This is a genomic window from Kineococcus sp. GCM10028916 (assembly GCF_042674865.1).
GTDB lineage: Bacteria > Actinomycetota > Actinomycetes > Actinomycetales > Kineococcaceae > Kineococcus.
This window is the reverse complement of sequence record NZ_JBHTFM010000001.1, coordinates 314,211-338,183: the sequence shown is the minus strand read 5'-3', so window position 1 is coordinate 338,183 and position 23,973 is coordinate 314,211. Positions and strand designations below refer to the sequence as shown.

Here is a 23,973-nt window from a genome sequence, read left to right as displayed (position 1 = left end):
GCGTGCGTCCGTCTCGCCCGGTCGGATCAGTCGACGGGACCCCCCTGCGGCGGCGCCGGGGCGAAGGAGCTGTGGCGGTGCAGCTCGGCGTAGCGACCCCCGCGCGCCAGCAGTTCGTGGTGGGTTCCCCGCTCCACGACCCGACCGGCCTCGAGCACGAGGATCAGGTCGGCGTTGCGCACGGTGGAGAGCCGGTGGGCGATGACGATCGCCGTCCGACCCTCCAGCGCCTCGTCCAACGCGGCCTGGACGGCGACCTCGGAGGTGGTGTCCAACGACGCCGTGGCCTCGTCGAGCACCACGACCCGGGGCTGGGCCAGCAGCAACCGCGCGATCGTGAGCCGTTGCCGCTCCCCACCGGAGAAGCGGTACCCCCGCTCCCCCACGACCGTGTCCAGACCGTCCGGGAGCGCGGCCACCAGCTCCCCCAGCCGGGCCCGGCCCAGCGCCTCGAACAACTCCTGATCGCTCGCCCCCGGAGCGGCGAGGCGCAGGTTCGAGCGCAGCGACTCGTGGAACAGGTGCCCGTCCTGGGTCACGACCCCCACGGTCTCGCGCACCGAGGCGAACGTCAGGTCGCGGACGTCGCGACCCCCCACCCGCACGGTGCCGTGGTCGACGTCGTAGAGGCGCGCGAGGAGCTGGGCCAGCGTCGACTTGCCCGCGCCGGAGGACCCCACGATGGCCACGACCTGACCCGGCTCGACCCGGAACGACACGTCGTGGATGACCTCCACCCCGCCCCGGGTGTCGAGGGTCGCGACCTCCTCCAGCGACGCCAGCGACACCTCCGAGGCGGCGGGGTAGGCGAAGCGGACGTTCTCGAACTCCACCCCCGCCGGACCGGCGGGCACCGTGGTCGCCGTCGGCTTCTCCTGCACCAGGGGCACGAGGTCGAGGACCTCGAAGACCCGGTCGAAGCTGACCAGCGCGCTCATGACGTCGATCCGTGCGCTGGCCAGCGCCGTCAGCGGCGCGTAGAGCCGGGTCAGCAGCAGGGCCAGCGCGACGATGTTGCCGGCGTTGAGGGTGCCCGCGATCGCCGCGAGCCCGCCGACCCCGTAGACGACCGCGAGCGCCAGCGCGGAGACGGTGGTGAGGGCGGTGACGAAGACGGCCTGGCGGATGGAGCTCTTGACCCCGATGTCGCGCACGGAACGGGCCGCGCCGGCGAAGGAGCGGGACTCCTCGTCGGGTCGGCCGAAGAGCTTGACGAGGGTCGCCCCGGGGGCGGAGAAGCGTTCGGTGGTCTGGTTGATCATGGCCGCGTTGAGGACGGCGGCCTCCCGGGAGAGCTGGGCGAGGTGACGGCCCATCCGCCGGGCGGGGAGGACGAAGATCGGCAGCAGGACCAGGGCGATCAGCGTGATCTGCCAGGAGATGCCGATCATGACGACGGCGGTGAGGACGACGGCCACGACGTTGCTGACGATGCCGGAGAGGGTGTCGCTGAACGCGCGTTGCGCACCGAGGACGTCGTTGTTGAGGCGGCTGACCAGGGCACCGGTGTGGGTGCGGGTGAAGAACGCGACGGGCATCCGCTGGACGTGGTCGTAGACGCGGGTGCGCAGGTCGAGGATCAGGTCCTCGCCCAGGGTGGAGGAGAGCCAGCGCACGACCAGGCCGAGGCCGGACTCGGCCAGGGCCACCGCGGCGATGAGGAGCGCGATGGTGACGACCCGACCCCGGTCGCCGGCCCCCACGGCGTCGATGGCCCGGCCCGCGAGGACGGGGGTGGCGACGGCGAGCACGGCCAGCACGACGCTGCCGCTGACGAAGAGGGTGAGGCGGCGGGAACGTTCGCGGGCCATCGCGAGGACGCGACGGACGGTGCCGGGGCGGAAGGGCTTCTGGTCGGGAGCGGCCATCGCCCGCCACATCGAGGTCCTGGCGACGTTCTCCATGCTCATGGCTCGACGCTAGGGGGTGCAGCGCGCTGCAGCTCCACCCGGTCCCGGCGACGACCGGGGAATCGACTGCGACGTCAGCCGCGGAGCACGCCGAGGAAGTCCAGGGTGACCTCGTCGGGGTAGTTCCCCGTGGCGTGCATCTCGAGCAGTTCCGCACCGGTGAACCCGAGGGACAGCAACCGCAGCGACCGCAGCGCCGAGGTGGTGGGCCCGGCCGCGTCGTCGCGCAGGACGCGCTCGACCTCGCGGGCGGCGTCCCGGACGGCGAGGACGTCGAAACCCTGCAGGGCGAGGAACCAGCCGGCCGCCACGGCGGCCTCGCGCAGGCTCCCGCCGTCCCCCCGGCTGGTGAGGGCGTCGCGGAAGGCGTCGGCCCGGTGCTGCGCCTCGTGGGCGAGGTGCGGGTCGCCCACGAGGTCGCGGTGGCGTCGCTGCGCGGGGGCGAGGTGACGGCGGCCGTTGTCGCGGGAGCTGCGCCAGGCGCCCGGGTGCACGAGCAGGGTCAGCGCCTCCGCGGTGAGGACGTCGAACGGGAGGGCGGCGACCTCCGCGCTGACGGTGTGGACCGGGCGGGTGCGCGCGAGGTGGGCCCGCAGGTGGTGGTCGTGACGTTGCTCGGGGACCCCGGGACCGAGGAAGCGGGGCAGCGGCCACTCGCCCGGCAGCAGGTCGTGCGGGGGCTCGACGTCGAGGGCGGGCCGGCACGCCGCGCACCCCTGCGGCGGGGTGGTCTGCAGTCCGAGCGCCTCGGGGCCGGGGTCGGGCAGGTCGCCGAAGGAGTTCACCCGGAGCAGGACGACCTCCAGCCCCGCGTCCTGGCAGGCGTGGACGTTCGTGCGCTGGGCCGGGCTGAGGCTCGTGGTGGGGGTGAGGACGCGGAGGAGGTGGGGACGGTCCGCGAAGCGGCCGCGGGTGTCCCCGCCCGGCCAGCTGAGGTGGGTGGGCCAGCCGGTGCGGCGGGCCGGCCAGTCCTCGCCCGCCCAGCGCAGCAGGTGCGCCAGCACGGGGACGGGGACGACGTCGAGGACGGTGTGCACGGCGCGCCGGTCGCACTCGTCGTCCGGGACGGCTCTCGGGGCCAGGGAGGCCCGGTGCTCCGTGGTGGCCTCCCAGCGCTCCTCGACGTGGCGGTGCAGGTCGGGGTGGTCCTCAGGGTCGGCGGGGAGGTCGGCGGGCAGGTCGGCGGGCAGGACGCCGAGGAGGTCGGCGACGACGGTGGGGCCGAAGGCCATGACGTGACGGCCCCGGGCCAGGAGGTGGTGGAGGGCGTAGCGCTCGGGGGAGACGGCCGTGCGTGGGTCGTCGTCGGGGTGGGTGAGGAGTGCGTCCCGCCCGGTCAGCGTCCAGGCGAAGAGGTCCTCGGTGGGGACGACGAGGCGGGGTGGCACGCGCGGCACGGTAGTCGCTGGGTCACGCCCAGCCGGGGAGGAGCGCGGCGAGGAGTTCGACCTTCTCGAGGGTCAGGGTCCCGTCGCGGTGGGCCTGGACGATCTCGGCGGCACTGAGGCCGGCGTGGGCGGCGGCGAGGACGAGGGTGAGGTCCATCCCCGGCAGGTGGGGGGCGAGGTCGGCGTGCAGGCGGGCGTAGGCGAGGACGTGGGCGGGCTCGAGGGTGCGGCGGTGGCCGGCGAGGACGTGGTGGGCGCGCAGGACGCTGGTGGGTTCGCCGCGCTGGAGGGGCCGACCGTCGAGGTGGGTGGCGACGACGCGGGTGCCGAGGGCGGTGACCTCGACGTGGTGGCCGGTCTCGCGGGCGAGGTCGGGCAGCAGGAGGTGGCGGTGCAGGTCGGCGAGCGCCGCGGGCCAGTCGAAGGGGGGTTGGTCCTTGCCGCTCCACAGGACGCGGGGCAGGCCCCAGTTGGGGTCGGGGCGGCCGGGGGGTGGGGCGAGGAGGTCGGTGGCGTCGAGGACGAACCGTGGTGGGGGTGGCCCGGGTCGGGGGCGGCGGTGACGCCTGCGGGCGGGCACGTCCCGAGGGTATGTCGGGGCTGTGTCGGGGGTGGCTGTCAGGGTGCTCGGCGTGGAGTCGTTGCCTGGGGGTCGTGCGGAGCCGTTGCCTGCGCACTGGGACGAGCTGGCGTGGCCGCGGCCGACGCCGGCGGCGTTGTTGACGGTGCTGGTGTGGGCGGTGCGCCCGCCGGTGCGTCCTGCCGCGGAGGTGGCGGGGGTGGTGGGTCCTCCGCGTCGTCAGGTGGGGCGTCGTGTCCCCTCGCGTCGGGTGGCGCCGGAGGTGGACGTGGGGTCGTTGCCGGACTACGGGCGGTTGCGGGCGTTGTCGGGGGTGGCGGCGATGTCGGCGGAGGAGTTCGGGGACGACGACGCGTTCGTGACGGAGATGTGGTTGCGGTCGTGGGTGCGTCGCCACCGTTCGGTGGCGGTGCGGGCGTGGTTGCGGGCGCAGCACCCGGGGGTGTCGCCGGAGGTGGTGACGGGGACGGTGCGGGAGATGAGCGTGGAGCTGGCGTTGGCGGTGGGCGACGTCGGGGTGCTGGTGGTGGGTCTGCGGGACGGGTGGAGCGAGGAGTGGATGGTCGCGGTGCAGGAGGCGGGGTTCGGGGCGGAGGAGGCGCTGGCGCTGGCGGGGCGCGAGGACGGGTGGGAGGTCGTGCGGACGATGGTGGCGTTCTCGGGGTCGGCCTCGCGGTGACGTGGCCGCAGGGGTGGGCGCGTCGGAGCGCCTTCTCCTGCATCGCCGTCGTCATCGCCACCACCACCGACTCCAGGGCGGGGACACCTACGAGCTGAGGCGACCGCCGGGCCGGTCTCCCCGCGCTGCGCCTGGAGCAGGACGCCGGCCAGGGGACCTCACCGGGACCGCGGCGACTCTCCCCCGCTCGGGGCGAGGGCGGCGAAGGCGCCGTCGGTGAGTGCGTCCAGCGGCTGCGTCCCGCCGCTCTCGATCCACGCGTCGAAGGCCACCATGAGGCAGCCCAGGGCGGCCATGACCCGGGTGCGCACCGCGAGCAGTGCCGGGGCCTGCGCCGCTGACGCCGTCGAGCGCTGCACCAGCAGGTCCACCAGGGGTGGACGCCAGCTGCCGTGCTTCTCGTGCAGTCCGGCCCACAACGCCGGGGTGGACCACACCAGGCGCAGCAGCGTCAGACCCGCCTCCGGGTCAGCGGCGATCAGCTGCACCGCCGGGTCGACGGCGCGCCGCAGCACCGTCCAGTCCTCCTCCGCCTGTGGCCGGGCGGCGAGGGCGGCGGTCATCTGCTCCCCGAGCGGGTCGAAGACGTGCAGGACGACGTCTTCCTTGCTGGCGAAGTAGCGCAGGAAGGTGCTGCGCGAGACCCCGGCCGCGCCGGCCAGGTCGTCGAAGGTCACCGCGTCGAAGCCGACGTCGACGAAGCGGGGCAGCGCGACGGCGGCCAGCTCCTGGCGCACCGCGGCACGGCTGATGGCACGCGTGCTCAGTCCACTCACCCGCCCAGCCTACGAGAAGGACGTACTCACTTGCACATCTGGAACTCACTTCGTAACCTGACACTCAGTTCCAGACGGGGAACGCAGACTCATCTGCTCCCCGGCTCCGGGAACGTCACCGACCTCGAGGAAGAAGACCCACGTGTCCCCCACGTCCTACGACCTGCCCGCCCTGCACGTCGCCGTCGCCGGCGGCGTGGCCACCGTCACCATCGACAACCCCCCGCTGAACCTCCTCGACGCCACCCTGCTGCCCTCCCTGCGCCGCTTCGTGGCCCAGGTCCGCCACGACCCCGACGTGCGGGTCGTCGTCTTCGACAGCGCCGACCCCGACCTGTTCATCGCCCACGGCGACACCCGCTTCATCACCGAACCCGACACCCTCGCCGCCGCGGGGGCGGCCACCGTGGCCGCCAACCCCGACGCCGACTTCCCGACCGACCTCAACCTCATGCAGGTCGTGCACGAAGAGGTCCGCGCCCTGCCCCAGGTCACCATCGGCAAGCTGACCGGGCTGGCCCGCGGTGGCGGCAACGAGTTCCTGATGGCCCTGGACATGCGCTTCGCCGCCGTCGGCACCGCCGGTCAGGCCCAGCCCGAGGTCCTCATGGGCATCATGGCCGGCGGCGGCGGGACCCAGTACCTGACCTCCCTGGTCGGACGCGCCCGGGCCCTGGAGATCCTCCTGGGTGCCGAGCTCGTCGACGCCGAACTCGCCGAACGCTACGGCCTGGTCAACCGGGCCCTGCCCGCCGATCAGATCGACGCGTTCGTCGACGCCCTCGCCCGCCGCATCGGCGCGCTCGAGCCGCAGATCGTCGCTGCCGTCAAGCAGGCCGTGAGCGCCGCTCCCAGCCCCGTCACCCGCCAGGGCCTGGCCACCGAGAACGCCCTCCTCGGCCCCCTCTTCACCCCCGCCGCCGCCGAACGGGCCCGCGAGCTGCTCGAGGCGGGCATGCAGACCCGCGACGGCGAGATCGACCTCGAGGCCCTCATCCGCCGGCTCTGACCCGCGATCCGCACCCTGATCGGTACGGGGTCGGTACGGGATCGGCGGAGGGCGAGCACGGGTCGACCCCGCGCAGGCGACCTCGCTCGATCAGTCGTCCTCGACGACGATCTTGTGCATCCAGGTCGGGACGGTCGTGCGGTCCCCGTCGAGCAGCAGCGCGACGTAGCGGGCGTCGGGGTTCTCGGCCGGTGGGGCTTCCGGCCAGGGGGTGTCGCCGTCGGTCATGGTGATGACGAGGTCGAAGCGGGGACGGGCCTGCGCGGCGACCTGCAGACCGACGCGCATGTCGGTGCCACCGCCGCCGACCATGGTGACGTCGCTCATCGCCCGGACGGTGCGTGGGCGGGAAGCGGCTGCGTCGCAGGCGATGACGGTGACCCCCTCGCCGCGGGAGCGTTTGACGATGGCTTCGGTCTCGGCGTGGACGCGGGAGAGCATCTCGTCGCTGATGGAGCCGGAGGTGTCGACGACCTCGGCGACGCGCGGGGGGCGGGGCTGGCGCATCGAGGGCAGCACGACGTGGGGTACCGAGGCGGCGCGGCGGGAGGGTCGGGCGTAGGTGTAGTCGCGCATCCCGGCGACGTTGGCGCTGACCCGGCGGGTGACGCTGTTCATCTCCTTGCGCCAGTCGACCCGGGGTTCGAGGACGAGGGTGGCCCAGCGTTCCCACCCGGCGGGGACGGAACCCCGGCTGCGGGCGTGCTCGAGGACGTTGCGGGCGGTCTGCTGGCGGATGAGTTCGCCCCGTCCGGCGTCGACGCTGCCGTCGTCGCGACCGTCCTCGTCCGTGCCGGTCTCGTCCTGTTCCCAGGGTCGCCGGGTCCCACCGGCCCCCGATCCGCAGTCGTCGGTCGTCTCCTCCTGACCGGCTCCCGCACCGGAACCGGCCTCGGGACCGTCCTCGGAGTTCTGCTCCTGCTCGGGTTCGTCCTCGGAGTCCGAGGAACCCTCGCCGTCCGGGGAACTCTCCCCACCCACCGTCAACGGCGCCGACGCCCGGGCCTCGCCGGTGGTGAGGACCACCACGTAGGTCCCGTCGTCCAGCGGGCGTTCGATCGAGACGTCCACGAGGGAACCGCCCCGCAACCGCGGGGGCCCCGCGGCGCCGTCGACCTCGATCCCCAGGTCGTCGAGGACGGCGAGCGCCGTGGTGTCGTCGAGGGTGAGGTCGTCGACCTGCCCGGAGAGTTCGACGGGAACGACGAACCCGCTCGGGAGGTTCGACGGTTGCAGGTCGAGGTGGGGCAGGCCGATCGGGAGGACGGCCTGGACGACCTCGTCGCCGCTGCGCACCCGGATCCGGTAGGCGCCGTCGGGGAGGGGCCCCAGCTCGAAGGTCAGACGGGTCGCGCTGATCGGGGTGAGAGCCGAGACGACGTCCAGGGCGCGGCCGTCGGGGTGCAGGACGTGGACCCGCGAGGACGGCCCGAAGTGGGTGTCCTCCCCCACCACGACGATCTTCTCCGCGGGTTCCCGAGCGCGGGTGAGGTGGTCGGGGCGGAAGGTGAGGCTGGGTGCGGTGATCGTCAGGTGGGCCGAGCTCTGCTCGGTCCCGTGGGTGAGCACGACCTCGTAGCGGCCCGCCGGCAGCGGCGGGTTCAGGACGAGGGTCCCACCCCGCGGGTCGCGCACCTCGAACCGTCCGGCCGCGCCGACGACGGGTTCACCGTCGGCGCCCAGCACCTCGACCGTGCTGGACCCCGCCAGCACCGGGTCGCGGGTCAGGCACAGGAGCGTCGCGGGGATCTCGTCCTCCCGCAGCGTGTCCGGCAGCAGGACGAGGGCCGGGTCACGCTGCGCGAGGCGGCGGCCGAGCGGTCCGGCCAGCAGCAGCCGGTACACCTCCTCCGCGGTCATGCCCTCCCGCGCTCCGGGGACGCGTTCGGGGTACCAGGCCTTCACGGCGGGCAGCCGGACCCCCGCGAGGCGCAGGTCGGCGTTGATGGCGGTGTCGGCGGCCCGGTTCCACAGCGGCACCCGCTCGGGAGGTTCGCGCAGGGCGGCGAAGCGTTCACCGTGCTCGCGCAGGGGGTGGCCGATCTCGTGCAGCCACGCGCCGGCGACCTCCTCGACGGAGGTGGTGAGGACGAACTCGGGGTTGTAGTACATGCGCCAGCGACCGTCGATGGCCAGCGTCGGGAGGTCCCCGCTGGGGATCGCCTTCACCGCGTAGAGGGCGTCGGCCAGGTAGGGCATGAGGTCGGTGGCCTTGGCGCGGCCGGCGGCCAGGCGCAGGTTCGCCTGGCGCAGCAGGGTCTCCTCCACGGCTCAGCCCTTCGTGGTGAGCAGGTTCAACTCGGTCAGGATGGGCGCCAGACCCTTGACGATCCGTGCGGTGGGCAGCGCACCGGCGGGGCGGGCCGCGGCCCAGGCCCGGCCGTAGGAGAAGGCGATGTCGGCGCTGCCGCTCTCGGCGATCACCGCCAGGACGACCCCGCAGTTGACCCAGCGTTGCGCGGTGTTGCGCGCGGCCGTCGCCGACCACACCGACGCCGCGACCGCGTAGGTCTGGTCGGTGCGGCGGCGGTCCACGACGTAGACGTCGGGGTCGGCGAGCAGGGTCTCGGGATCAGGCAGGTCGAGTTCACGCAGGTAGTTCAGGAACATCCCGCCGGCGGTGATGCCCACGGTCCCGGCCATCAGCATCGTCACCACGGTGCTGTTCATCCCCGCCGCGGTGGCGTAGGCGTGCAACCGGGCCGCCATCTCCCACGACCGCGGCGTCGGGAAGGCGCGGCCGGCCTCCTCGGAGGTGCGGGGCATCTGGGTGACCAGTTCCGGTTTCGACCCCAGGAACACCCCGACAACGGCGAGGGTCTGCGCGAGCAGGGCCTCCACCGCGGCCTCCTCGAGAACCGGCACGGCGACGCTCGGCCAGCCCGTGGTGAACCCCTCGCGGACGGTGTCGGCGTCGAGTTCCCACGTGAGGTGCACGAACCGGTTCGCGACGGGCGGGGCGAGGTCCCAGCCGTCGGCGGCGACGTCCGGCGGGTTCGCCGCGGCGATCGTGCGGACCCCGTCGGGCAGGCGCAGGTCCCCCACGACGCCCTCGAGGATCGGGCGCAGCAGCGCCGCCTGGGTGGCGGGCGGGGCGGTGGAGACCTCGTCGTAGAACTGGATCCCGGTGCGGCCCTCCTCGAGCACGGCGTCGCGCAGGCGCACCGCCCACGACGGCGCCGCGAGGGAGGCCGTGCGGGTGGCGGGGTCGACGACGGGCAGACCCGCGAAGTCGCTGGGTTCGCGGATGGAGGCGATGACGGTCTCCAGGTGGGCGCCCATCCCGCTCGCCAGCTCCTGGATCACCGAGGACTTCCCCTGACCGGGAGGGCCCCACAGGATGACGGGCACGTCGGCGAGCAGGGCAACACCAAGGGCGTTGCAGGTGTCGGTGTGGCGCTGGCTCATGCCGCCATTGTCCGGGGCCCCCGCACGGCGGGTGAGACTGGTCGGGTGTGGCGAAGCGCAGGGGTCCGCGTCCGCTCGACGGTGGCGGCGACGGCGCTGCTCGCGGTCCTCGTGCTCGCCGGGGCCGTGACGGGTCTGGTGCTGCTGCGCTCGACGCTGTACTCCGGCGAGCAGGAGACCGGCTCCGTCCAGGCGCGGCTGGTGCGGCTCTCGGTCACGACGGCCGCGCTGAGCGGATCGGACGCCACCGCACGACAGACGCTGGACACCGCCGTCGGCGCGCAGGCCGACCGCGGCTCGCACATCCAGGTCCTCGACGCCGACGGCGACGTCGTGGCCCGCAGCGCCCGTCTCGCGGGCCTGCCCGCGCTGACGGCGTTGCGCCCGGCCTCGGCACGCGTCGAGCACGAGGTCGTGCGCCTCCCCGCCCTGGGCGAGGACCACCGCTGGGTCGTGACCGTGCTCGGCGCGGACGTGGAGGACCGGGACTTCCACGTCGTGGTCGCCGAGTCGACCGCCGACGCCGACCGGGTGCTGCGGTGGGCGGGGGTCCTGCTGGGCGTCGGGTCCCCGCTGCTGCTGTGCGCGATCGGCGTCGCGACCTGGACCTTCGTGGGCCGTTCGCTGCGTCCGGTGGAGGCGATCCGGGCCAGGGTCGAGGGCATCAGCGCCCGGGGCCTCGACGGGCGGGTCCCGGTCCCCGCGGGCGAGGACGAGGTGAGCCGGCTCGCGGTGACGATGAACGAGATGCTGGCCCGGCTGGAGGCGGCCCAGGCCGGCCAGCGGCGCTTCGTCGCCGACGCCAGCCACGAACTGCGCAGCCCCGTCGCCACCCTGCGCGCCGCCGCGGAGGTGTGGGCGGGGTCCGGGGGCAGCCTGGCGGAGTTCACAACCCTGGTGGCCTCGGAGAGCGGACGGCTGGAGACGCTGGTCGCCGACCTCCTCGCCCTGGCCCGCGCCGACGAGGGCCGCCTCCTGCTCGTCCCGCAGGAGGTCGACCTCGACGAGGTGGTCGAGGTCGAGACGACCCGCCTGCGCAGCGTCAGCGGCCGCACGGTGCAGGCCGTGATCGTGCCCGTGCGCGTCCTCGGCGATCCGCTCGCGCTGGCCCGCGCCCTGCGCAACCTCACCGACAACGCCGTGCGCCACGCCACCTCCCGCGTGGAGCTGGAGGTGGCGCAGGAGGGCGACGTCGCCGTCCTGCGGGTGGGCGACGACGGGCCCGGCATCCCCGAGGGGGACCGTGCCCGCGTCTTCGAACGGTTCGTGCGCCTCGACGGGAGCCGCGGACGAGGTTCGGGCGGAACGGGACTGGGCCTGGCGATCGTCGCGGAGACCGCCGCCGCGCACGGCGGTTGCGTGAGCGTCCGCGAGCGCCGGGGTGGGGGGTGCGTGGTGGAGGTGCGCCTGCCCGCGGGTGGTCCTCAGCCGCCGTCGGCGGCGAGGCGGTAGCCGGCGCCGCGGACGGTCTGCAGGGCGTGGCGCTGGAAGGGGAGGTCGATCTTGAGGCGCAGGTAGCGGACGTAGACCTCGACGACGTTGGGGTCGGTGGTGACGTCGGGGTCCCAGACGGCGCGGAGGATGTCGGGTTTGGCCACGACCTGGTCGCGGTGGCGGAGCAGGAACTCCAGGAGGGCGAACTCGCGGGGGGTGAGGGTGAGGGGGGTCGCGCCGCGGACGACGCGGCGGGTGGCGGGGTCGAGGGAGAGGTCGCCGGCGGTGAGGACGGCGGGGCGTTCGGGGGCGCCGCGGCGGTGCAGGGCGCGCAGGTGGGCGAGCAGGACGGGGAAGGAGAAGGGTTTGGTGAGGTAGTCGTCGGCGCCGAGGTCGAAGGCGTCGACCTGGTCGTACTCGCCGTCCTTGGCGGTGAGGATCAGGACGGGGGTCCAGACGCCGGCGGTGCGCAGGTCGCGGCAGATCTCGTAGCCGTTGCGGCCGGGGAGCATGAGGTCGAGGACGAGGACGTCGTAGCCGGCGGTGGTGGCGCGGTGGTAGCCGGTGGTGCCGTCGTGGGCGACGTCGACGGTGATGCCCTCGACGCTGAGGCCGCGCCGGACGGTGTCGGCGAGGAGGGTCTCGTCCTCGACCAGGAGCACCCGCACGTCTGCAGGGTAGCCGCGGTGAGCCTCGACGTTCAGACCTCACGACGTCGGCGGCTCACCCGGCCGCAGGGTTCGTCCACATCACCTGCCAGCCGTGGCCGTCGAGGTCGAAGAAGCTGCGGGTGAGCATGAAGCCGAAGTCCTCGAGCCCGTCGGCCTCGACGCCGCCGGCGGCGAGGGCGGCGTCGGCGACGGTGTCGACGTCCTCCCGGGTGGCGACGGTGAAGCAGTACAGCGCCAGGGCGTGGGTGGTGGGGTCGCCCGGGGGGAGCTTGGAGAGCTCCGCGAACCGGGCGCGGTCGGCGAGCATGACGCGGGCGTGGTCGCCGACGAGCAGGCAGGCGCCGTGCCCGTCGGCGAAGTCGGGGTCGAACGTGAAGCCCAGTCGGGAGAAGAAGTCTTGGCTGCGGGCCACGTCGGCAACGGGCAGGGTGACGAAGAAGGTGCGGCCGGGGGGCGCGGGGGTGGTCATGGCGGGTCTCCAGTCGCTGGTGCGGGTGGTGTCGTGATGACCGGGTGGGGTGGTGGAACTCATCGGTGGGTGCGCGCGCAGGACGGATCCGGCGCGGGTGGGGCAGTCTGGTCGGGTGAGCCGCGGCGGAGGGGTCCCGCCCGGGCCGTACCCGGGACGGCGGGCGGTGCTGCGCGCGGCGCCGCTGGCGGCGGTGGCGGCGGTGCTGTCCCTCACCGCCTGCCGCGAGGACGACGCCGGCGACGCCTCCCCTGCCTCCCCTGCCGTCCCGGCCCGGGCCGGTGGTGGGCCACCCGCACCGGACGTGCGGGGGTGGACGCCGTTGCCCGCCGCGCCCCTGCAGGTTCCCGTCCTGCGCGCCGGGCAGGCGGCGGTGTGGACGGGCAGCCAGGTCCTGGTGTGGGGCGGGTGCACGCCGTTCCGTGACGGGTGTGCCCTCGCCCTCACCGGCGACGGGGCCGCCTGGACCCCGGGGGCCGACGGGGCCGGCTCGTGGGACGTGCTGGCGCCGGCGCCGGTCGCGGCCCGCGCGCAGGCGCGGCTGTGGTGGACGGGGTCGTGCGCGGTCCTGGTCGGTGGACTCGACCCGTGGGCGGCGTGCGAGGCGCGGCCCGCGGGGTTCCTGGACGTCGCGTCGTTCACCCCCTCGCCGACGGGTCCGGGGACGTGGACGCGCCGGCCGGACCTGCCGTGGCCGGTGGGGACGACGGTGGACGCCAGCGTGTGGGCCGGTGGCGCGGAAGGCGGTGCGACGGGTCAGCTGTTCGCGTGGTCGGCGACGGCGGGGGCGTGGAGCCTGGGACTGGGCGACTCCTCCTGGACGCGGCTCCCGGAGCCGCCCTGGACGCCGCCCGCCGCCCCGCTGTCCTGGTCGGCGGTGGAGAGCTGGTGGACGGGGTCGGAGTGGCTGGTGATGGGCCACGTCTCGACGGGGGAGGCGCTGGTCGTGGGGTTGGCCTTCGACCCGGCCCGCTCGGTGTGGCGGACGCTGGATCCCGGCCCGCTGGCCGGCCCGGCGGTGCGCGCCGTGTGGACGGGTGAGCGGCTGCTGACGTTCGACGTCGAGGCCGGGGTCAGCTCCTACGACCCCGTCGTGGACCGGTGGACGGCGGCGCCCTCGGGCCCGTTGGACGAGATCTGCACGTGGTCACCCCAGGGTGGGCCTGCGCTGGCCTGGACCGGTGCGGAGCTGCTGGTGTGGGGTGGGGCACGCCGGGGACGGGACACGGGGATGTGCATCGACGGGAACGGTCGCGACGACCCGGAGTTCGCCTACGGCGGCCGGTGCAACCCCGCGACGGGCCCGTTGGGCGCGGCGTTCGACCCGGCGGCGGGCACCTGGCGCACGGTGCCCGACGGTCCGTGGCAGCGTCGGGGTGGTGCCACCGCGGTGTGGACCGGGGAGAGCGTGTTCCTCGCCGGCGGGGTCGACCTTGAGGCGACCCGGACGGGTCAGCTCCCGCCGTTCCCCGACCACCCTGAGCAGGCGTTCGTGCTCTTCACCCCGGCCCGGGCCTGACCGCACCTCACGTGTCAGGATGCTGACATGGATGAGGGTGACGCCGGCATCGACCTGGACACGTCCCTGGGCTACCTGCTGAAGGAGGCCGCCAACGCCCTGCGCGCGGCTCTGGAGGCGGTGCTGCGACCGCTCGGCATGACGGTGACGCACTACTCCTGCCTGGAACTGCTGGCCCAGCGCCCCGACCTGTCCAACTCCGACCTCGCCCGCGGCACGTTCGTGACCCGGCAGTCGATGAACGTCCTGCTCCACGCGCTGGAACGCGACGGCTCGGTGAGCCGGGCGACGCAGGCCCCGGTCGGCAAGGCCCTCCCCACGCGACTCACCCCCCTGGGACGGCAGCGGTTGGCGACGGCGAGCGCCGCCGTGCGCGCCGTGGAGGTCAGGATGCTGGGTGGGATGACCGGGGAGGAGCAGGCGGCGGCGGCGCGCGCCCTGCGGAGCATGGTCCGGTCCCTGGAGGAACCCGAGCGGAGCTCCTGAAGGCCGCGGCGAGGCGCTGCACGTCCTCGTCGGGCATCCCCGCGAGCGATCGGCGACGCAGGTGCCCGCCCTGGGGCAGGCGGATCGAGGGTTCCTCGTCCCACCGCCCGGCGGGGCGGACGTCGGCGACCTGCGACCACGGGACGAGCGGGCCGAAGCGCCACCCGGTGCGCAGGCGGACACCGTCCGCCGCGACCAGGACCGCGGCGGGGTAGCGCCTACGCAGCACCAGCACGGCCGCTACCACGGCGAGGAGGGCGATCGCGAACCCCTGGGCCCCGGGGTCGCGGGGGTGGTCGAGCAGGCGGAGGACCGTGGACCCGGTGAGGGCGCCCACCACCCCGGCCAGGACCCGCCGGGCGAGGACCGGCGGGCGCAGCAGGTAGAGCGGCTGGAGGCCGGTGGTGTCCAGCGCTCGACCTGCCCCGCCCGCCGCGTTCACTCCCGGACCGGGGCGGCCTTGCGCTGGTGGCGCACCCCGACGGCGACGACCCCCGCGGTCAGCACCAGCGAGAGGCCGAGCTGCACCCGCTGCCCGGGGAGCACGACCATGAGGATCAGCACGACGGCGATGAAGGCGATGGTGGCGTAGGTCAGCCAGGGGAAGAGCCACATCCGCACCACGGGGCGCTCCCCCGCGGCGTCGAGGCGACGGCGCACGACGACCTGGCTCAGCGCGATGAAGGCGTAGATGACCAGGGCGAGGGCACCGCTGGTGGCGAGGAGGTAGTTGAAGATCGTGTCCGGCAGGACGTAGTTGCCGATGACGGCGACGAAACCCACGACGGTGGAGATGAGGATCGCCGGGTAGGGCACGCCGCGGCGGGAGACGTGCGACAACCACACGGGTGCGTCCCCGCGCCGGGAGAGGGAGAAGACCATCCGGGAGGCGGTGTAGAGGGCGGAGTTGAGGCAGCTGGCGACGGCGGTGAGGATGACGACGTCCATGATGGCGCCGGCGCCGGGGATGCCGATGGTCTCCAGGGTGGTCTGGAAGGAGCCGCCCTCCTCGAGCTGGCTGGAGTTCCACGGGACCAGGGCGACCACGATGAAGATGGAGCCCAGGTAGAACAGTCCGATCCGCCCGATCACGGAGTTCACCGCACGACGGACCCCCTTCTGCGGGTCGGGGGATTCCGCGGCGGCGATGGTGACGATCTCGGTGCCCATGAAGCTGAACATCGTCAGCAGCATCCCCGCGAGGACGGCGGAGAAGCCCTTGGGCAGGAAACCGCCCGCGTCCCCGGTGAGGGAGAACCCGGGTGTCCCGCTGACGTCGGTGCCGGGCAGCACCCCGAAGATGGCCAGCAGGCCGACGACGATGAACCCGACGATGGCGACGACCTTCACCCCGGCGAACCAGAACTCGAACTCGCCGTAGTTGCCGACGCTGGCCAGGTTGGAGGCGGTGAGGGCGAGCGTCACCAGCAACGCCCAGACCCATTGCGGGGCACCGATCCAGTTGCTGAGGATGTTCGCGGCCGCGGTCGCCTCGACGGGGATGACGAGGACCCAGAACCACCAGTACAGCCAGCCGACGCTGAACCCGGCCCAGCGTCCCATCGCGCGGTCGGCGTAGGTGGAGAAGGACCCGGTGTCGGGGTTGGCGGTGGCCATCTCCCCGAGCATGCGCATCACCAGCACGACGAGCGTCCCGGCGAGGGCGTAGGAGAGGAGCACCCCCGGGCCCGCTTCGGCGATGGCCGACTTGGACCCGACGAAGAGGCCCGCCCCGATGACTCCGGCGATGGAGATCATCGTGATGTGGCGGGGTTTGAGCCCGGTGCCCAGCCCCTGCTGTTCCTGCGTGGTTGTCACGGTGTCGACCTCTCGAGTGCGGAGCTGCTCCTCGGCTGTGCGAAACGGCGGCTCACGGTAGCGTCCCGACCCATGAGTCCGCGAACCATCGCCACGTCCCGTCGTGTCGAACTGCCCGAACTGCTGGACTTCGTCCGCACCCGCCACCACGTGGTCCTCACCACCACCCGCTCCGACGGTTCACCGCAGATGTCGCCGGTGACCGCGGGGATCGACGAGCAGGGACGCCTCGTCGTCTCCACCTACCCCGACCGCGCGAAGGCCGGCAACGCCCGCCGCGACCCGAAAGGTTCGGCGCTGGTCCTCTCCGACGACTTCGGCGACGCCTGGGTCCAGCTGGACGGCGAGTTCGAGGTCCTCGACGGTGAGGACGCGATCGAGCCGCTGGTGGACTACTTCCGCTGCATCTCCGGCGAGCACCCCGACTGGGAGGAGTACCGCCAGGCCATGCGCGACCAGGGGAAGTCGCTGCTGCGGATGACGATCCGGCGGTGGGGCCCGATCGCGACGGGTGGTTTCCCGGCGCGCCTGGCCGACTGAGCGGCGCGGCTGAGCGGCGGGGGCTCAGACCTCGTCGTGCAGGTTCGCCTCGACGGCGCGCACCAGGGCGTCGTCCACGTCGACGTGGTGGTCCTCGCGGGCGTGGGCGGCGACCTGGGCCAGGATGTCGGCGCGGTCGACCCCGAGGAACTCGCGGTTGCACCCCGGCACGACGTCACCGCAGCGGAAGGCCTTCACGCACCCATCCTCCACGGCTGGCGCCGGTAGCCGGCCGTCGGGTCGGCGGCGAGGTCGAGGACCACGTCCTCGACGCCCACGACCCCGATGTAGCGGCCGGTGGAGTCCGTGCAGACCAGCGGGTCGAAGCGGACGCCGGCGGCCCGGGCCAGGGCCCGTCCCGCGGCCTCGGACACCGGCGTCTCCGGCGCGAGGCGGATGTCCACGGGTTCGACGCGGGGCCGCTCCCCCGGGCGGTGACCGGGCAGGACGATGACCCGGGGCACGTCCTCGACGTCGACGACGACGACGGGGGCGCAGTCCTCGACGGCGACCCGCACCGCGGCGGAGACGCTGCGGGAGGTCTTGGTGCGCCGAGCGAGGTCACCGCTGCGACGGACGGGGTCGAGAGCGGGACGTTCGGGGCGGTGCAGCATCCGCAGCGCCTCCGTCCCCAGACCGGCGAAGTCGTCGCCCGGGCGGGCCAGCAGGAACCCCTGGACCAGGGGGACACCCATCCCCCGCAGCACGTCGAGCTCGGCGACGGTCTCCACGCCCTCGGCGATGATCCAGGCGTCGAGGCGTCCGGCGCACTCGCCGAGGAACTGCACCAGCGACCGTTTGACGAGGTCCTCCTCGAGGCCCCGGACCAGCTGCAGGTCGATCTTGAGGATCTCCGGGCGCACCACGGCCATCCGCAGCAGTCCCGAGTGCCCGGTCCCGACGTCGTCGAGGGCGACGATGGCCCCCCGGGCCCGCAGCACCGCGAGCGGCTCGACGAGGTCGCGGGGGTCGCAGGCCGCGTGCTCGGTGAGTTCCAGCACGACGCCGGTGAGGTCCTGCGCCCGCAGGATCGACATCACCTCGGGGTCGGAGAGGGAGGTCGGGCTGGCGTTGACGGTGAGGAAGGCCCCGTGGGGCAGGCGGTCCAGCAGGCGCAGCGCGCCACGCAGCACGACCTTGTCGAGGTCGGCGTCGCGCTCGAGGGTGCGCGCCGCGACGAACCAGTCCTCGGTGGGGATGGTGGAGGGGAAGCGGCTCAGCACCTCGTAGCCGGCGACGCGGCCCGCGGCGACGTCGACGACGGGGTGCAGGACGAGGCGGAACAGGCTCGGGTCCCCGCACACGGCGTCGAGTCTCCGGTTCCACCGCGCGCGGTGCGTGACCCCACCCACAGCGCCACCTCCCCCTGAACCATCACTCTCGGTGGCAGATACCCCATCACGCTGTGAACGAACCCTCGTCCGTGAGGGAACGGTGCAGATCCGTCGCAGCGTCGAGGGAGCATATAGCGGTAACCGCTCGACTACACCCCGCTGATGAAGTCCGTGTCTCAAGAACGACCCGGGGGCCGTCGATCACCTCCGGGTGAACCGTCGATCGCTCCCCGCGCTGGTGCTGGTCCTCGGCCTCGGCCTCGGCGCCGGTGGGCTCGCCGGTGCCGCCCCCGCCCTGGCCGACCCCGGCACGGCGGCGCAGGCGCGCCAGGAGGCCGCGGCGGCCGCCCAGGCCGTCCAGCGGGCTGGTGAGCGGGTCACCGCGGCCCAGGAGGCCCTCGTGCGGCAGCGGAGCGACGTCGCGAACGCGGTGAGCTCGAGCATCGGGGCGCAGGTGCAGGCCGACCACGAGGAGCGCGCCGCCGACACGGCCCGCACCCGCACCGCCCAGCGGGTGCGCTCCATCTACATCGACGGCGGGGTCGTGGGCGGGGCCGGTCGCGGGCTCGCGCTGTTGACGTCGCTCACCCACGGGGCGGACCCGACGGTGGCGCTGGCCGGCCTGAGCGCGGCCCGCCGGGTCGACGACGCGGTCGACGCGGCGGCGCGGACACGGGCCGCCTCCGCCCGCGAGGACGCCCAGCAGGCCGACGGGGGTGCCGTCGCGGCGGTCGCCGGACTGCGCGACGTCGCCGCGCAGGTGAGCGCGATGACCGACGCCCTGGCCGGCGCGCAGCAACGGCTGCAGGCCCTCACCGCGGAGGCCGCCTCCCTGCAGGCCGCCGAGGACGCGGCCGCCGCACTGGCCGCCGCCCAGGCCCGCGCGGCGGCGCTGAACGCCGCCGCCACCAGCTCGGCCGAGGGGGTGCACGCGCGGTCCGTCCCGGCCGACTACGACGACCTCTACCGCCGCGCGGCGGCGACCTGCGCGGGGATGCGCCCGGAACTGCTGGCGGCGGTGGGTCAGGTGGAGAGCGGTCACGGGGTGAACGTCGGCCCGAGCTCCGCCGGCGCGCGGGGCCCCATGCAGTTCATGCCCGCCACCTTCGCCAGCTACGGCGTGGACGGCGACGACGACGGGACCGTCGACGTCCAGGACCCCGCCGACGCGGTGTTCAGCGCCGCGAAGTACCTGTGCGCCAACGGCGGTGGGCAGGGACGCGACGGTGAGGCCGGCGCGTTGTTCCGCTACAACCACGCCGACTGGTACGTCGCCATGGTCCAGCGGGTCGCCGACGAGCTCACCGGGAGCGCCTCCCTCACGTCTCCGTGAGCCGCAGCACGGCCGTCCCGCTCAGGGTCTGCACCTCGACCCGGGCGATCTGGGACCGCGTCCACGACGTCGCGCCGCTCAGCCTGGCGTCGCGGCCGGGGATGGCGGTCCAGGTCCCGACCTGCTGGGTGGTGCCCGCGGCGTCGACGATGACCAGCGCGTAGGGGAAGGGGTCCTCGGCCGCGGCCTGGGCGTAGGCGCACACCAGGTCGACCTGGGTGCCCCAGCCGACCTCGGTGAGCTGGACGGTCGCGGTGATCGGCACGGGCAGCAACGGGTCCATCTGCTGCACGTCGCCGCTGGTGGCGCCGGGTGCCGCGCCCGCGACGGGGGTGGACGTGCCGGCCTGGTCGCCGTCGCGCCAGACGAGCGCGGAGACGAGGGCCGCGGCCGCGGCGAGTCCGCCCGCGAGCGCCGCCCGGCGGGTGGTGCGGTGCCGGCGCACGGCGCGCAGCAGCGCGGGCAGGACGGTGTCGGGGACGGCTTCCTCGCCGTGGCCGCGCTCGCGCAGGACGGCGACGGGGTCGTCCTCGCCGAGGGCGTCGACGACCTCGCGGGGGGTGCGGGAGAGCAGCCCGGGGAGTCCGGCGAGTTCCTCGACGGCGCGCCGGCAGTCGGGGCAGGTGCGCAGGTGGGTCTCGAACCCGGCGCGCTCGCCCGGGGAGAGGGCGCCGAGGACGTAGGGACCCGCGGTGGTGGTGAAGTCGTCGTCGTGCGCGGGGTGGCCGGTCATCAGCGGCTCACCCCCATCTCCTGCAGGGCCAGTCTGAGGTTCATCAGGGCGTAGTGGGTGCGGGACTTCACAGTTCCCTCGGGGATGCCGAGGGCGCGGGAGGCCTCGGCGACGGAGCGGCCCTGGAAGTAGCACTCGCGCAGGACGGCGCGGTGCTCGGCGGAGAGACGGGTGAGGGCCTGGGCGACGACCCACTGCTGGAGGACCTGCTCGGACTCGTCGACGACGACGCGGTCGGGGACCTCGGCGTGGACGCTCTCGCGGCGGTTGCGGGCCGAGCGCCAGTCGTCGATGACGAGGCGGCGGGCGACGGTGAAGAGCCAGGCGCGGGTGGAGCCGCGTTCGGGGTCGAGGGACTCGGGGTGCCGCCAGGCGCGCAGGAGGGTCTCCTGGACGACGTCGTGGGCGCTGACGCGGTCGCCGGTGAGGGAGACGACGTAGCCCCACAGGGCGCCGGCGTGCTCGTCGTGCAGGGCCCGCACGAGCTCCTCGTCGGCATCGGTCATCGCTGTTCTCCTCCTCGTGCTCTCTCCGAGGACACCACGAGACAGCACCGGAAACGGTTCGACGGGGTTCCTAGGGTGGGCGTGTGGGTGAGCGAGAACCGTCTGGGGAATCGTCCGGGGAGTCGTGGCGCGGGGTCCAGGTGCCGGTCGGGCCGGTTCCGGTGCCGGAGCCGTTGCGGGAGGTGGTGGGCCGCTGGGGGGCGCCGGCGGGGGCGCGGGAACTGCCGGCGGTGTGGGTGAACGCGGCGGGCGGCATCACCTTCCCGCTGCAGGGGTCGGCGGTGTTCTGCAAGTGGGCACCCGCGCGGATGGGCGGGCACCTGGCGGCGGAGGCGGAGCGGGCGCGGTGGGCGATCCGGTGGCTGGCGGTGCCGGAGGTGCTGGAGCACGGCTCCTGCGCGGACGGGGAGTGGCTGGTGACGCGGGGGTTGCCGGGGCGCACGGCGGTCGACCCGGACTGGCGGGCGCGCCCGGAGGTGGCGGTGGTCTCGCTGGGGCGGGGTCTGCGTCGACTCCACGAGACCCTGCCGGTGGCGCGGTGCCCCTTCGACTGGGGTGTCCCCCACCGGCTGGCGCGCGCCGTGGGGGACGTCAGCGGGTTGCCGCAGCCGCCGCCGGTGGACCGCCTCGTGGTCTGCCACGGCGACGCGTGCGCGCCGAACACGTTGCTGGCCGAGGGCTCCGGGGAGGCGGTGGCGCACGTGGACCTGGGTGGGCTGGGGGTGGCGGACCGGTGGGCGGACCTGGCGGTGGCGACGATGAGCCTGGGCTGGAACTACGGGCCGGGGTGGGACGCGACGTTCCTGGCGGCCTACGGGGTGGACTCGGACCCGGTCCGCAGCGACTACTACCGGGCGTTGTGGGACGTGGGTCCGTGACGGGGCACGGCGTGGGCGCGGGTACCGTCGCGGGGTGAGCTCGGGTGGCGCGGACCTTCGACACTTCCTGGCCGGGTTGGCCTGGCCGGAACCGCAGGGACCCCTCTTCGACCCCGACACCGCCCCGGCGGATCCCGTCGAGCTGTTCGTGCGGTGGCTGCGCGAGGCGGTGGACCGCGGTGCGCCCGCGCCGCACGTGATGACGCTGGCGACGGTCGACGCGGCGGGCCGTCCCGACGCGCGGGTCACCGTCCTGGAGGACGTCGACGACGCGGCGTTCTGGGTCGCGGCGAGCGAGTCGAGCCCCAAGGGCAAGCAGCTGGGCCGGGTCCCGGTGGCGGCGCTGGTCTTCCACTGGCCGCTGCAGGGTCGTCAGGTGCGGGTGCGCGGCACGGTCCGCCCCGCCGGGGAGGCGCGCACGGCGGCGGCGTTCGAGCGGCTCAGCGCCCACGAACGCGCCGAGCTGCTGGTGGACCGCCAGAGCGGGCCGCTGCACGACGAGGAGTGGCTCTCCAACGCCCTGGGTGACCCGACGGAGCTGCTGGAGCTCGAGGGCGCCGGACCGGCCGCGGCACCCACGTGGCGGTTGTGGGGGGTCGACGCGGGTCGGATGGAGTTCTTCCAGGCCGCCCGCGACGGTCACCACGTCCGTCTGCGCTACTCCCGCGACGAGTCCGGCTACGCCACGGAACTCCTGCGCCCCTGAGCGGGCGGAGCTAGAGCGCCCGGGCGGAGAACCTGCCGTCGCGGTGCTCGACGTCGAGGGCGAGCCCGAAGGTCTGCGACAGCGTCGCGGAGGTGAGGACGTCCTCGACGGGACCGCCCGCGACCCGGGCCCCCTCGCGCAGCAGCAGCGCGTGGGTGGTCCCGACGGGGATCTCCTCGACGTGGTGGGTGACCAGCACGGTCGTGGGGGCCGCGGGGTCGCCGGCGAGGGCGGTGAGGCGGCGCAGCAGGTCCTCCCGGCCGCCGAGGTCGAGCCCGCCGGCCGGTTCGTCGAGCAGCAGCAGCTCGGGGTCGGTCATGAGGGCCCGGGCGATCTGGGTGCGCTTGCGTTCACCGTCGCTGAGGGTGGCGAAGGCGCGGTCGGCGAGGTGGGCGACGCCGAGCAGGGCGAGCAGTTCCTGCGCGCGGGCCTCGTCGTCGGGGTCGTACTCCTCGCGCCAGCGGCCGGTGACGCCGTAGGCGGCGGTGACGACGACGTCGCGGACGCGTTCCTGGCCGGGGACGGAGTTGCCGAGCGCGGTGCTGGCCAGGCCGATGCGCGGGCGCAGCTCGAAGACGTCGACGCGGCCGAGGGTCTCACCGAGGATGCCGACGGTCCCCGAGGTGGGGAACAACCGCCCGGCGGCGATGGAGAGCAGGGTCGACTTCCCCGCGCCGTTGGGGCCCAGGACGACCCAGCGTTCGCCCTCCTCCACGGCGAGGTCGACGGCGTCCAGCAGGACGCTGGTCCCGCGCCGGACGGTCACCGCGGACAGGTCCAGCACCGACGCTGGGACTCGGCTGGGGTCGCTGGTCATGCGGGCGACCCTAACGACCCAGGTGGGAGCGGGCCCGCGCGGGTCGTAGGCTTCCGGCGTGCTGGACCTGCCCCGCTCCGCGCGGTTGGCCGCCTGGGGAACGGGTGTGCTGAGCGCGAACGCCTCGCTGGAGTCCGCGGTCGCCGCGGTCGTGCGCGACGACGAACCCCACACGGTCTCCTTCGCGGAGTCCGCGCCCACCCTGCCCGGGCTGCCCGGCGCGGGCGGGACCCCCGACGACGTGACGACCCTGCTGGCGGCGCTGGCCGAGTGCGCCCACGCCGCACCGGGCGGGGGCCGGTTGCTGCTGGCGCTGCCCGTGCCCGGGGACCCCCGCGGACTGCCCGGACCGGCCGCCGTGAACGTCACCGCCCTCGAGGTCGGCGAGTGCGTCGTCGCCGAGCTCGGCGGGCACGACACGCGCTGGGCCCTGGTCCCGGAGGTCACGGAGTTCGGGTCGGTCTGGGAGCCGGGGGCCCTGGTCACCTGGACCGTGCTCGGCGCCGCACCGCGCCGGGCGCCGGAGAGTTCCAGCGTCGCGGAGTCCGAGCGCGAACTGCGGGTCGCGCTCGCCACCGCGACCCAGGCGCTGGCGACCCTGGACGTGGCGCGCTGGCGCGAGGACGCCGCGGACCGGATCGCCGCGGTGCGCGACGGGGGCCTGGCCCGCGACGCCGTCCCCGCCGACACCTCCCCGAGGGCGATGCGGGTCCTGCAGACCGCCGCGCGGGTCCTCGCGATCGTCGACCTGGCCACCGAGGACGACGGGGCCGCCATCACCAGCCTGGAGGCGACGTCACGGGCGCAGGCGCTGCGCGAGGTCGCCGGGGTCGCCCGCCGCGCCCTGGTCGCGGCCGTGAACGCCCACACGGAGCCCGCCCGTCCCTGACCGGCCCTGACCTACGTAGCCCGGGCTGGCCGGATCTCGACGGTGGGTGTCCCCTCGGAGCGCTCCCGGCGGGTCGCGGGGTGCGCCACG

24 protein-coding genes are annotated in these 23,973 nt (G+C 74.5%); 10 read left to right on the top strand and 14 right to left on the bottom strand.

Annotated elements, in window-relative coordinates:
* Positions 1 to 26: 26 nt before the first annotated feature.
* The 3 genes from ACFQ46_RS01625 to ACFQ46_RS01615 form a co-directional block, all read right to left on the bottom strand.
* The gene (locus ACFQ46_RS01625) at positions 27 to 1,910 is read right to left on the bottom strand and encodes an ABC transporter ATP-binding protein (protein ID WP_380256525.1); all 1,884 of its coding nucleotides are present in this window, start codon (positions 1,908 to 1,910) and stop codon (positions 27 to 29) included.
* Positions 1,911 to 1,984: 74 nt separating this feature from the next.
* Entirely contained in the window at positions 1,985 to 3,298 is a 1,314-nt protein-coding gene (locus ACFQ46_RS01620) for a hypothetical protein (RefSeq protein ID WP_380256523.1), read from the bottom strand.
* A 22-nt stretch (positions 3,299 to 3,320) separates the two neighbouring features.
* Complete coding sequence (locus tag ACFQ46_RS01615) at positions 3,321 to 3,878, bottom strand: hypothetical protein (RefSeq protein ID WP_380256521.1); 558 nt, start codon at positions 3,876 to 3,878, stop codon at positions 3,321 to 3,323.
* A gap of 52 nt (positions 3,879 to 3,930) precedes the next feature.
* On the opposite strand from ACFQ46_RS01615, the gene ACFQ46_RS01610 reads away from it, so the two are divergent.
* Complete coding sequence (locus ACFQ46_RS01610) at positions 3,931 to 4,557, top strand: hypothetical protein (RefSeq protein WP_380256519.1); 627 nt, start codon at positions 3,931 to 3,933, stop codon at positions 4,555 to 4,557.
* 158 nt (positions 4,558 to 4,715) lie between these two features.
* On the opposite strand, the gene ACFQ46_RS01605 is transcribed toward ACFQ46_RS01610, so the two are convergent.
* Positions 4,716 to 5,333, bottom strand: coding sequence for a TetR family transcriptional regulator (locus tag ACFQ46_RS01605; RefSeq protein WP_380256517.1), 618 nt, complete (start codon positions 5,331 to 5,333; stop codon positions 4,716 to 4,718).
* A gap of 142 nt (positions 5,334 to 5,475) precedes the next feature.
* Between ACFQ46_RS01605 and ACFQ46_RS01600 the strand changes: the two genes are divergently transcribed.
* Positions 5,476 to 6,342 carry an enoyl-CoA hydratase/isomerase family protein gene (locus ACFQ46_RS01600; RefSeq protein WP_380256515.1) on the top strand — a complete coding sequence of 289 codons (867 nt, stop codon included), beginning with the start codon at positions 5,476 to 5,478 and terminating at the stop codon, positions 6,340 to 6,342.
* A 90-nt stretch (positions 6,343 to 6,432) separates the two neighbouring features.
* Here the strand turns inward: ACFQ46_RS01600 and ACFQ46_RS01595 are convergent, their stop codons facing one another.
* The gene (locus tag ACFQ46_RS01595; RefSeq protein WP_380256513.1) at positions 6,433 to 8,610 is read right to left on the bottom strand and encodes a VWA-like domain-containing protein; all 2,178 of its coding nucleotides are present in this window, start codon (positions 8,608 to 8,610) and stop codon (positions 6,433 to 6,435) included.
* A 3-nt stretch (positions 8,611 to 8,613) separates the two neighbouring features.
* A complete protein-coding gene (locus ACFQ46_RS01590; protein WP_380256511.1) occupies positions 8,614 to 9,750 on the bottom strand; it encodes an AAA family ATPase in 1,137 nt (378 codons plus the stop codon).
* Positions 9,751 to 9,795: 45 nt separating this feature from the next.
* Between ACFQ46_RS01590 and ACFQ46_RS01585 the strand changes: the two genes are divergently transcribed.
* Complete coding sequence (locus tag ACFQ46_RS01585) at positions 9,796 to 11,202, top strand: ATP-binding protein (protein WP_380256509.1); 1,407 nt, start codon at positions 9,796 to 9,798, stop codon at positions 11,200 to 11,202.
* Here ACFQ46_RS01585 and ACFQ46_RS01580 read toward each other — a convergent pair.
* Entirely contained in the window at positions 11,175 to 11,852 is a 678-nt protein-coding gene (locus ACFQ46_RS01580; RefSeq protein ID WP_380256507.1) for a response regulator transcription factor, read from the bottom strand. The two genes, ACFQ46_RS01585 and ACFQ46_RS01580, sit on opposite strands and share 28 nt — an antisense overlap.
* A 55-nt stretch (positions 11,853 to 11,907) precedes the next feature.
* Complete coding sequence (locus ACFQ46_RS01575; protein WP_380256505.1) at positions 11,908 to 12,324, bottom strand: VOC family protein; 417 nt, start codon at positions 12,322 to 12,324, stop codon at positions 11,908 to 11,910.
* 115 nt (positions 12,325 to 12,439) lie between these two features.
* On the opposite strand from ACFQ46_RS01575, the gene ACFQ46_RS01570 reads away from it, so the two are divergent.
* Both ACFQ46_RS01570 and ACFQ46_RS01565 read left to right on the top strand, forming a co-directional pair.
* Entirely contained in the window at positions 12,440 to 13,843 is a 1,404-nt protein-coding gene (locus ACFQ46_RS01570) for a hypothetical protein (protein WP_380256503.1), read from the top strand.
* 27 nt (positions 13,844 to 13,870) lie between these two features.
* On the top strand, positions 13,871 to 14,329 hold the full coding sequence (locus ACFQ46_RS01565) for a MarR family winged helix-turn-helix transcriptional regulator (protein ID WP_380256501.1): 459 nt from the start codon (positions 13,871 to 13,873) through the stop codon (positions 14,327 to 14,329).
* Positions 14,330 to 14,767: 438 nt separating this feature from the next.
* Here the strand turns inward: ACFQ46_RS01565 and ACFQ46_RS01560 are convergent, their stop codons facing one another.
* Complete coding sequence (locus ACFQ46_RS01560; RefSeq protein ID WP_380256788.1) at positions 14,768 to 16,087, bottom strand: amino acid permease; 1,320 nt, start codon at positions 16,085 to 16,087, stop codon at positions 14,768 to 14,770.
* A 132-nt stretch (positions 16,088 to 16,219) separates the two neighbouring features.
* Between ACFQ46_RS01560 and ACFQ46_RS01555 the strand changes: the two genes are divergently transcribed.
* The gene (locus ACFQ46_RS01555; protein ID WP_380256499.1) at positions 16,220 to 16,687 is read left to right on the top strand and encodes a PPOX class F420-dependent oxidoreductase; all 468 of its coding nucleotides are present in this window, start codon (positions 16,220 to 16,222) and stop codon (positions 16,685 to 16,687) included.
* 24 nt (positions 16,688 to 16,711) lie between these two features.
* Here ACFQ46_RS01555 and ACFQ46_RS01550 read toward each other — a convergent pair whose 3' ends face one another.
* On the bottom strand, positions 16,712 to 16,885 hold the full coding sequence (locus tag ACFQ46_RS01550; protein WP_380256497.1) for a DUF1059 domain-containing protein: 174 nt from the start codon (positions 16,883 to 16,885) through the stop codon (positions 16,712 to 16,714).
* A complete protein-coding gene (locus tag ACFQ46_RS01545) occupies positions 16,882 to 17,991 on the bottom strand; it encodes an EAL domain-containing protein (RefSeq protein ID WP_380256495.1) in 1,110 nt (369 codons plus the stop codon). The genes ACFQ46_RS01550 and ACFQ46_RS01545 overlap by 4 nt, the downstream gene beginning before the upstream one ends.
* 241 nt (positions 17,992 to 18,232) lie before the next feature.
* Here ACFQ46_RS01545 and ACFQ46_RS01540 point away from each other — a divergent pair, with 241 nt between their 5' ends.
* The gene (locus ACFQ46_RS01540; RefSeq protein ID WP_380256493.1) at positions 18,233 to 19,354 is read left to right on the top strand and encodes a lytic murein transglycosylase; all 1,122 of its coding nucleotides are present in this window, start codon (positions 18,233 to 18,235) and stop codon (positions 19,352 to 19,354) included.
* Here the strand turns inward: ACFQ46_RS01540 and ACFQ46_RS01535 are convergent.
* Positions 19,341 to 20,087, bottom strand: coding sequence for a zf-HC2 domain-containing protein (locus ACFQ46_RS01535; protein WP_380256491.1), 747 nt, complete (start codon positions 20,085 to 20,087; stop codon positions 19,341 to 19,343). The two genes, ACFQ46_RS01540 and ACFQ46_RS01535, sit on opposite strands and share 14 nt — an antisense overlap.
* Positions 20,087 to 20,593 carry a sigma-70 family RNA polymerase sigma factor gene (locus ACFQ46_RS01530; protein WP_328296031.1) on the bottom strand — a complete coding sequence of 169 codons (507 nt, stop codon included), beginning with the start codon at positions 20,591 to 20,593 and terminating at the stop codon, positions 20,087 to 20,089. The genes ACFQ46_RS01535 and ACFQ46_RS01530 overlap by 1 nt, the downstream gene beginning before the upstream one ends.
* 83 nt (positions 20,594 to 20,676) lie before the next feature.
* Between ACFQ46_RS01530 and ACFQ46_RS01525 the strand changes: the two genes are divergently transcribed.
* Positions 20,677 to 21,471 carry a phosphotransferase gene (locus tag ACFQ46_RS01525; RefSeq protein WP_380256489.1) on the top strand — a complete coding sequence of 265 codons (795 nt, stop codon included), beginning with the start codon at positions 20,677 to 20,679 and terminating at the stop codon, positions 21,469 to 21,471.
* A 34-nt stretch (positions 21,472 to 21,505) separates the two neighbouring features.
* The gene (locus tag ACFQ46_RS01520) at positions 21,506 to 22,177 is read left to right on the top strand and encodes a pyridoxal 5'-phosphate synthase (RefSeq protein ID WP_380256487.1); all 672 of its coding nucleotides are present in this window, start codon (positions 21,506 to 21,508) and stop codon (positions 22,175 to 22,177) included.
* Positions 22,178 to 22,187: 10 nt separating this feature from the next.
* Here the strand turns inward: ACFQ46_RS01520 and ACFQ46_RS01515 are convergent, their stop codons facing one another.
* On the bottom strand, positions 22,188 to 22,994 hold the full coding sequence (locus ACFQ46_RS01515; protein ID WP_380256485.1) for an ABC transporter ATP-binding protein: 807 nt from the start codon (positions 22,992 to 22,994) through the stop codon (positions 22,188 to 22,190).
* 58 nt (positions 22,995 to 23,052) lie between these two features.
* On the opposite strand from ACFQ46_RS01515, the gene ACFQ46_RS01510 reads away from it, so the two are divergent.
* Entirely contained in the window at positions 23,053 to 23,883 is an 831-nt protein-coding gene (locus tag ACFQ46_RS01510; protein WP_328296027.1) for a hypothetical protein, read from the top strand.
* Positions 23,884 to 23,973: the final 90 nt, after the last annotated feature.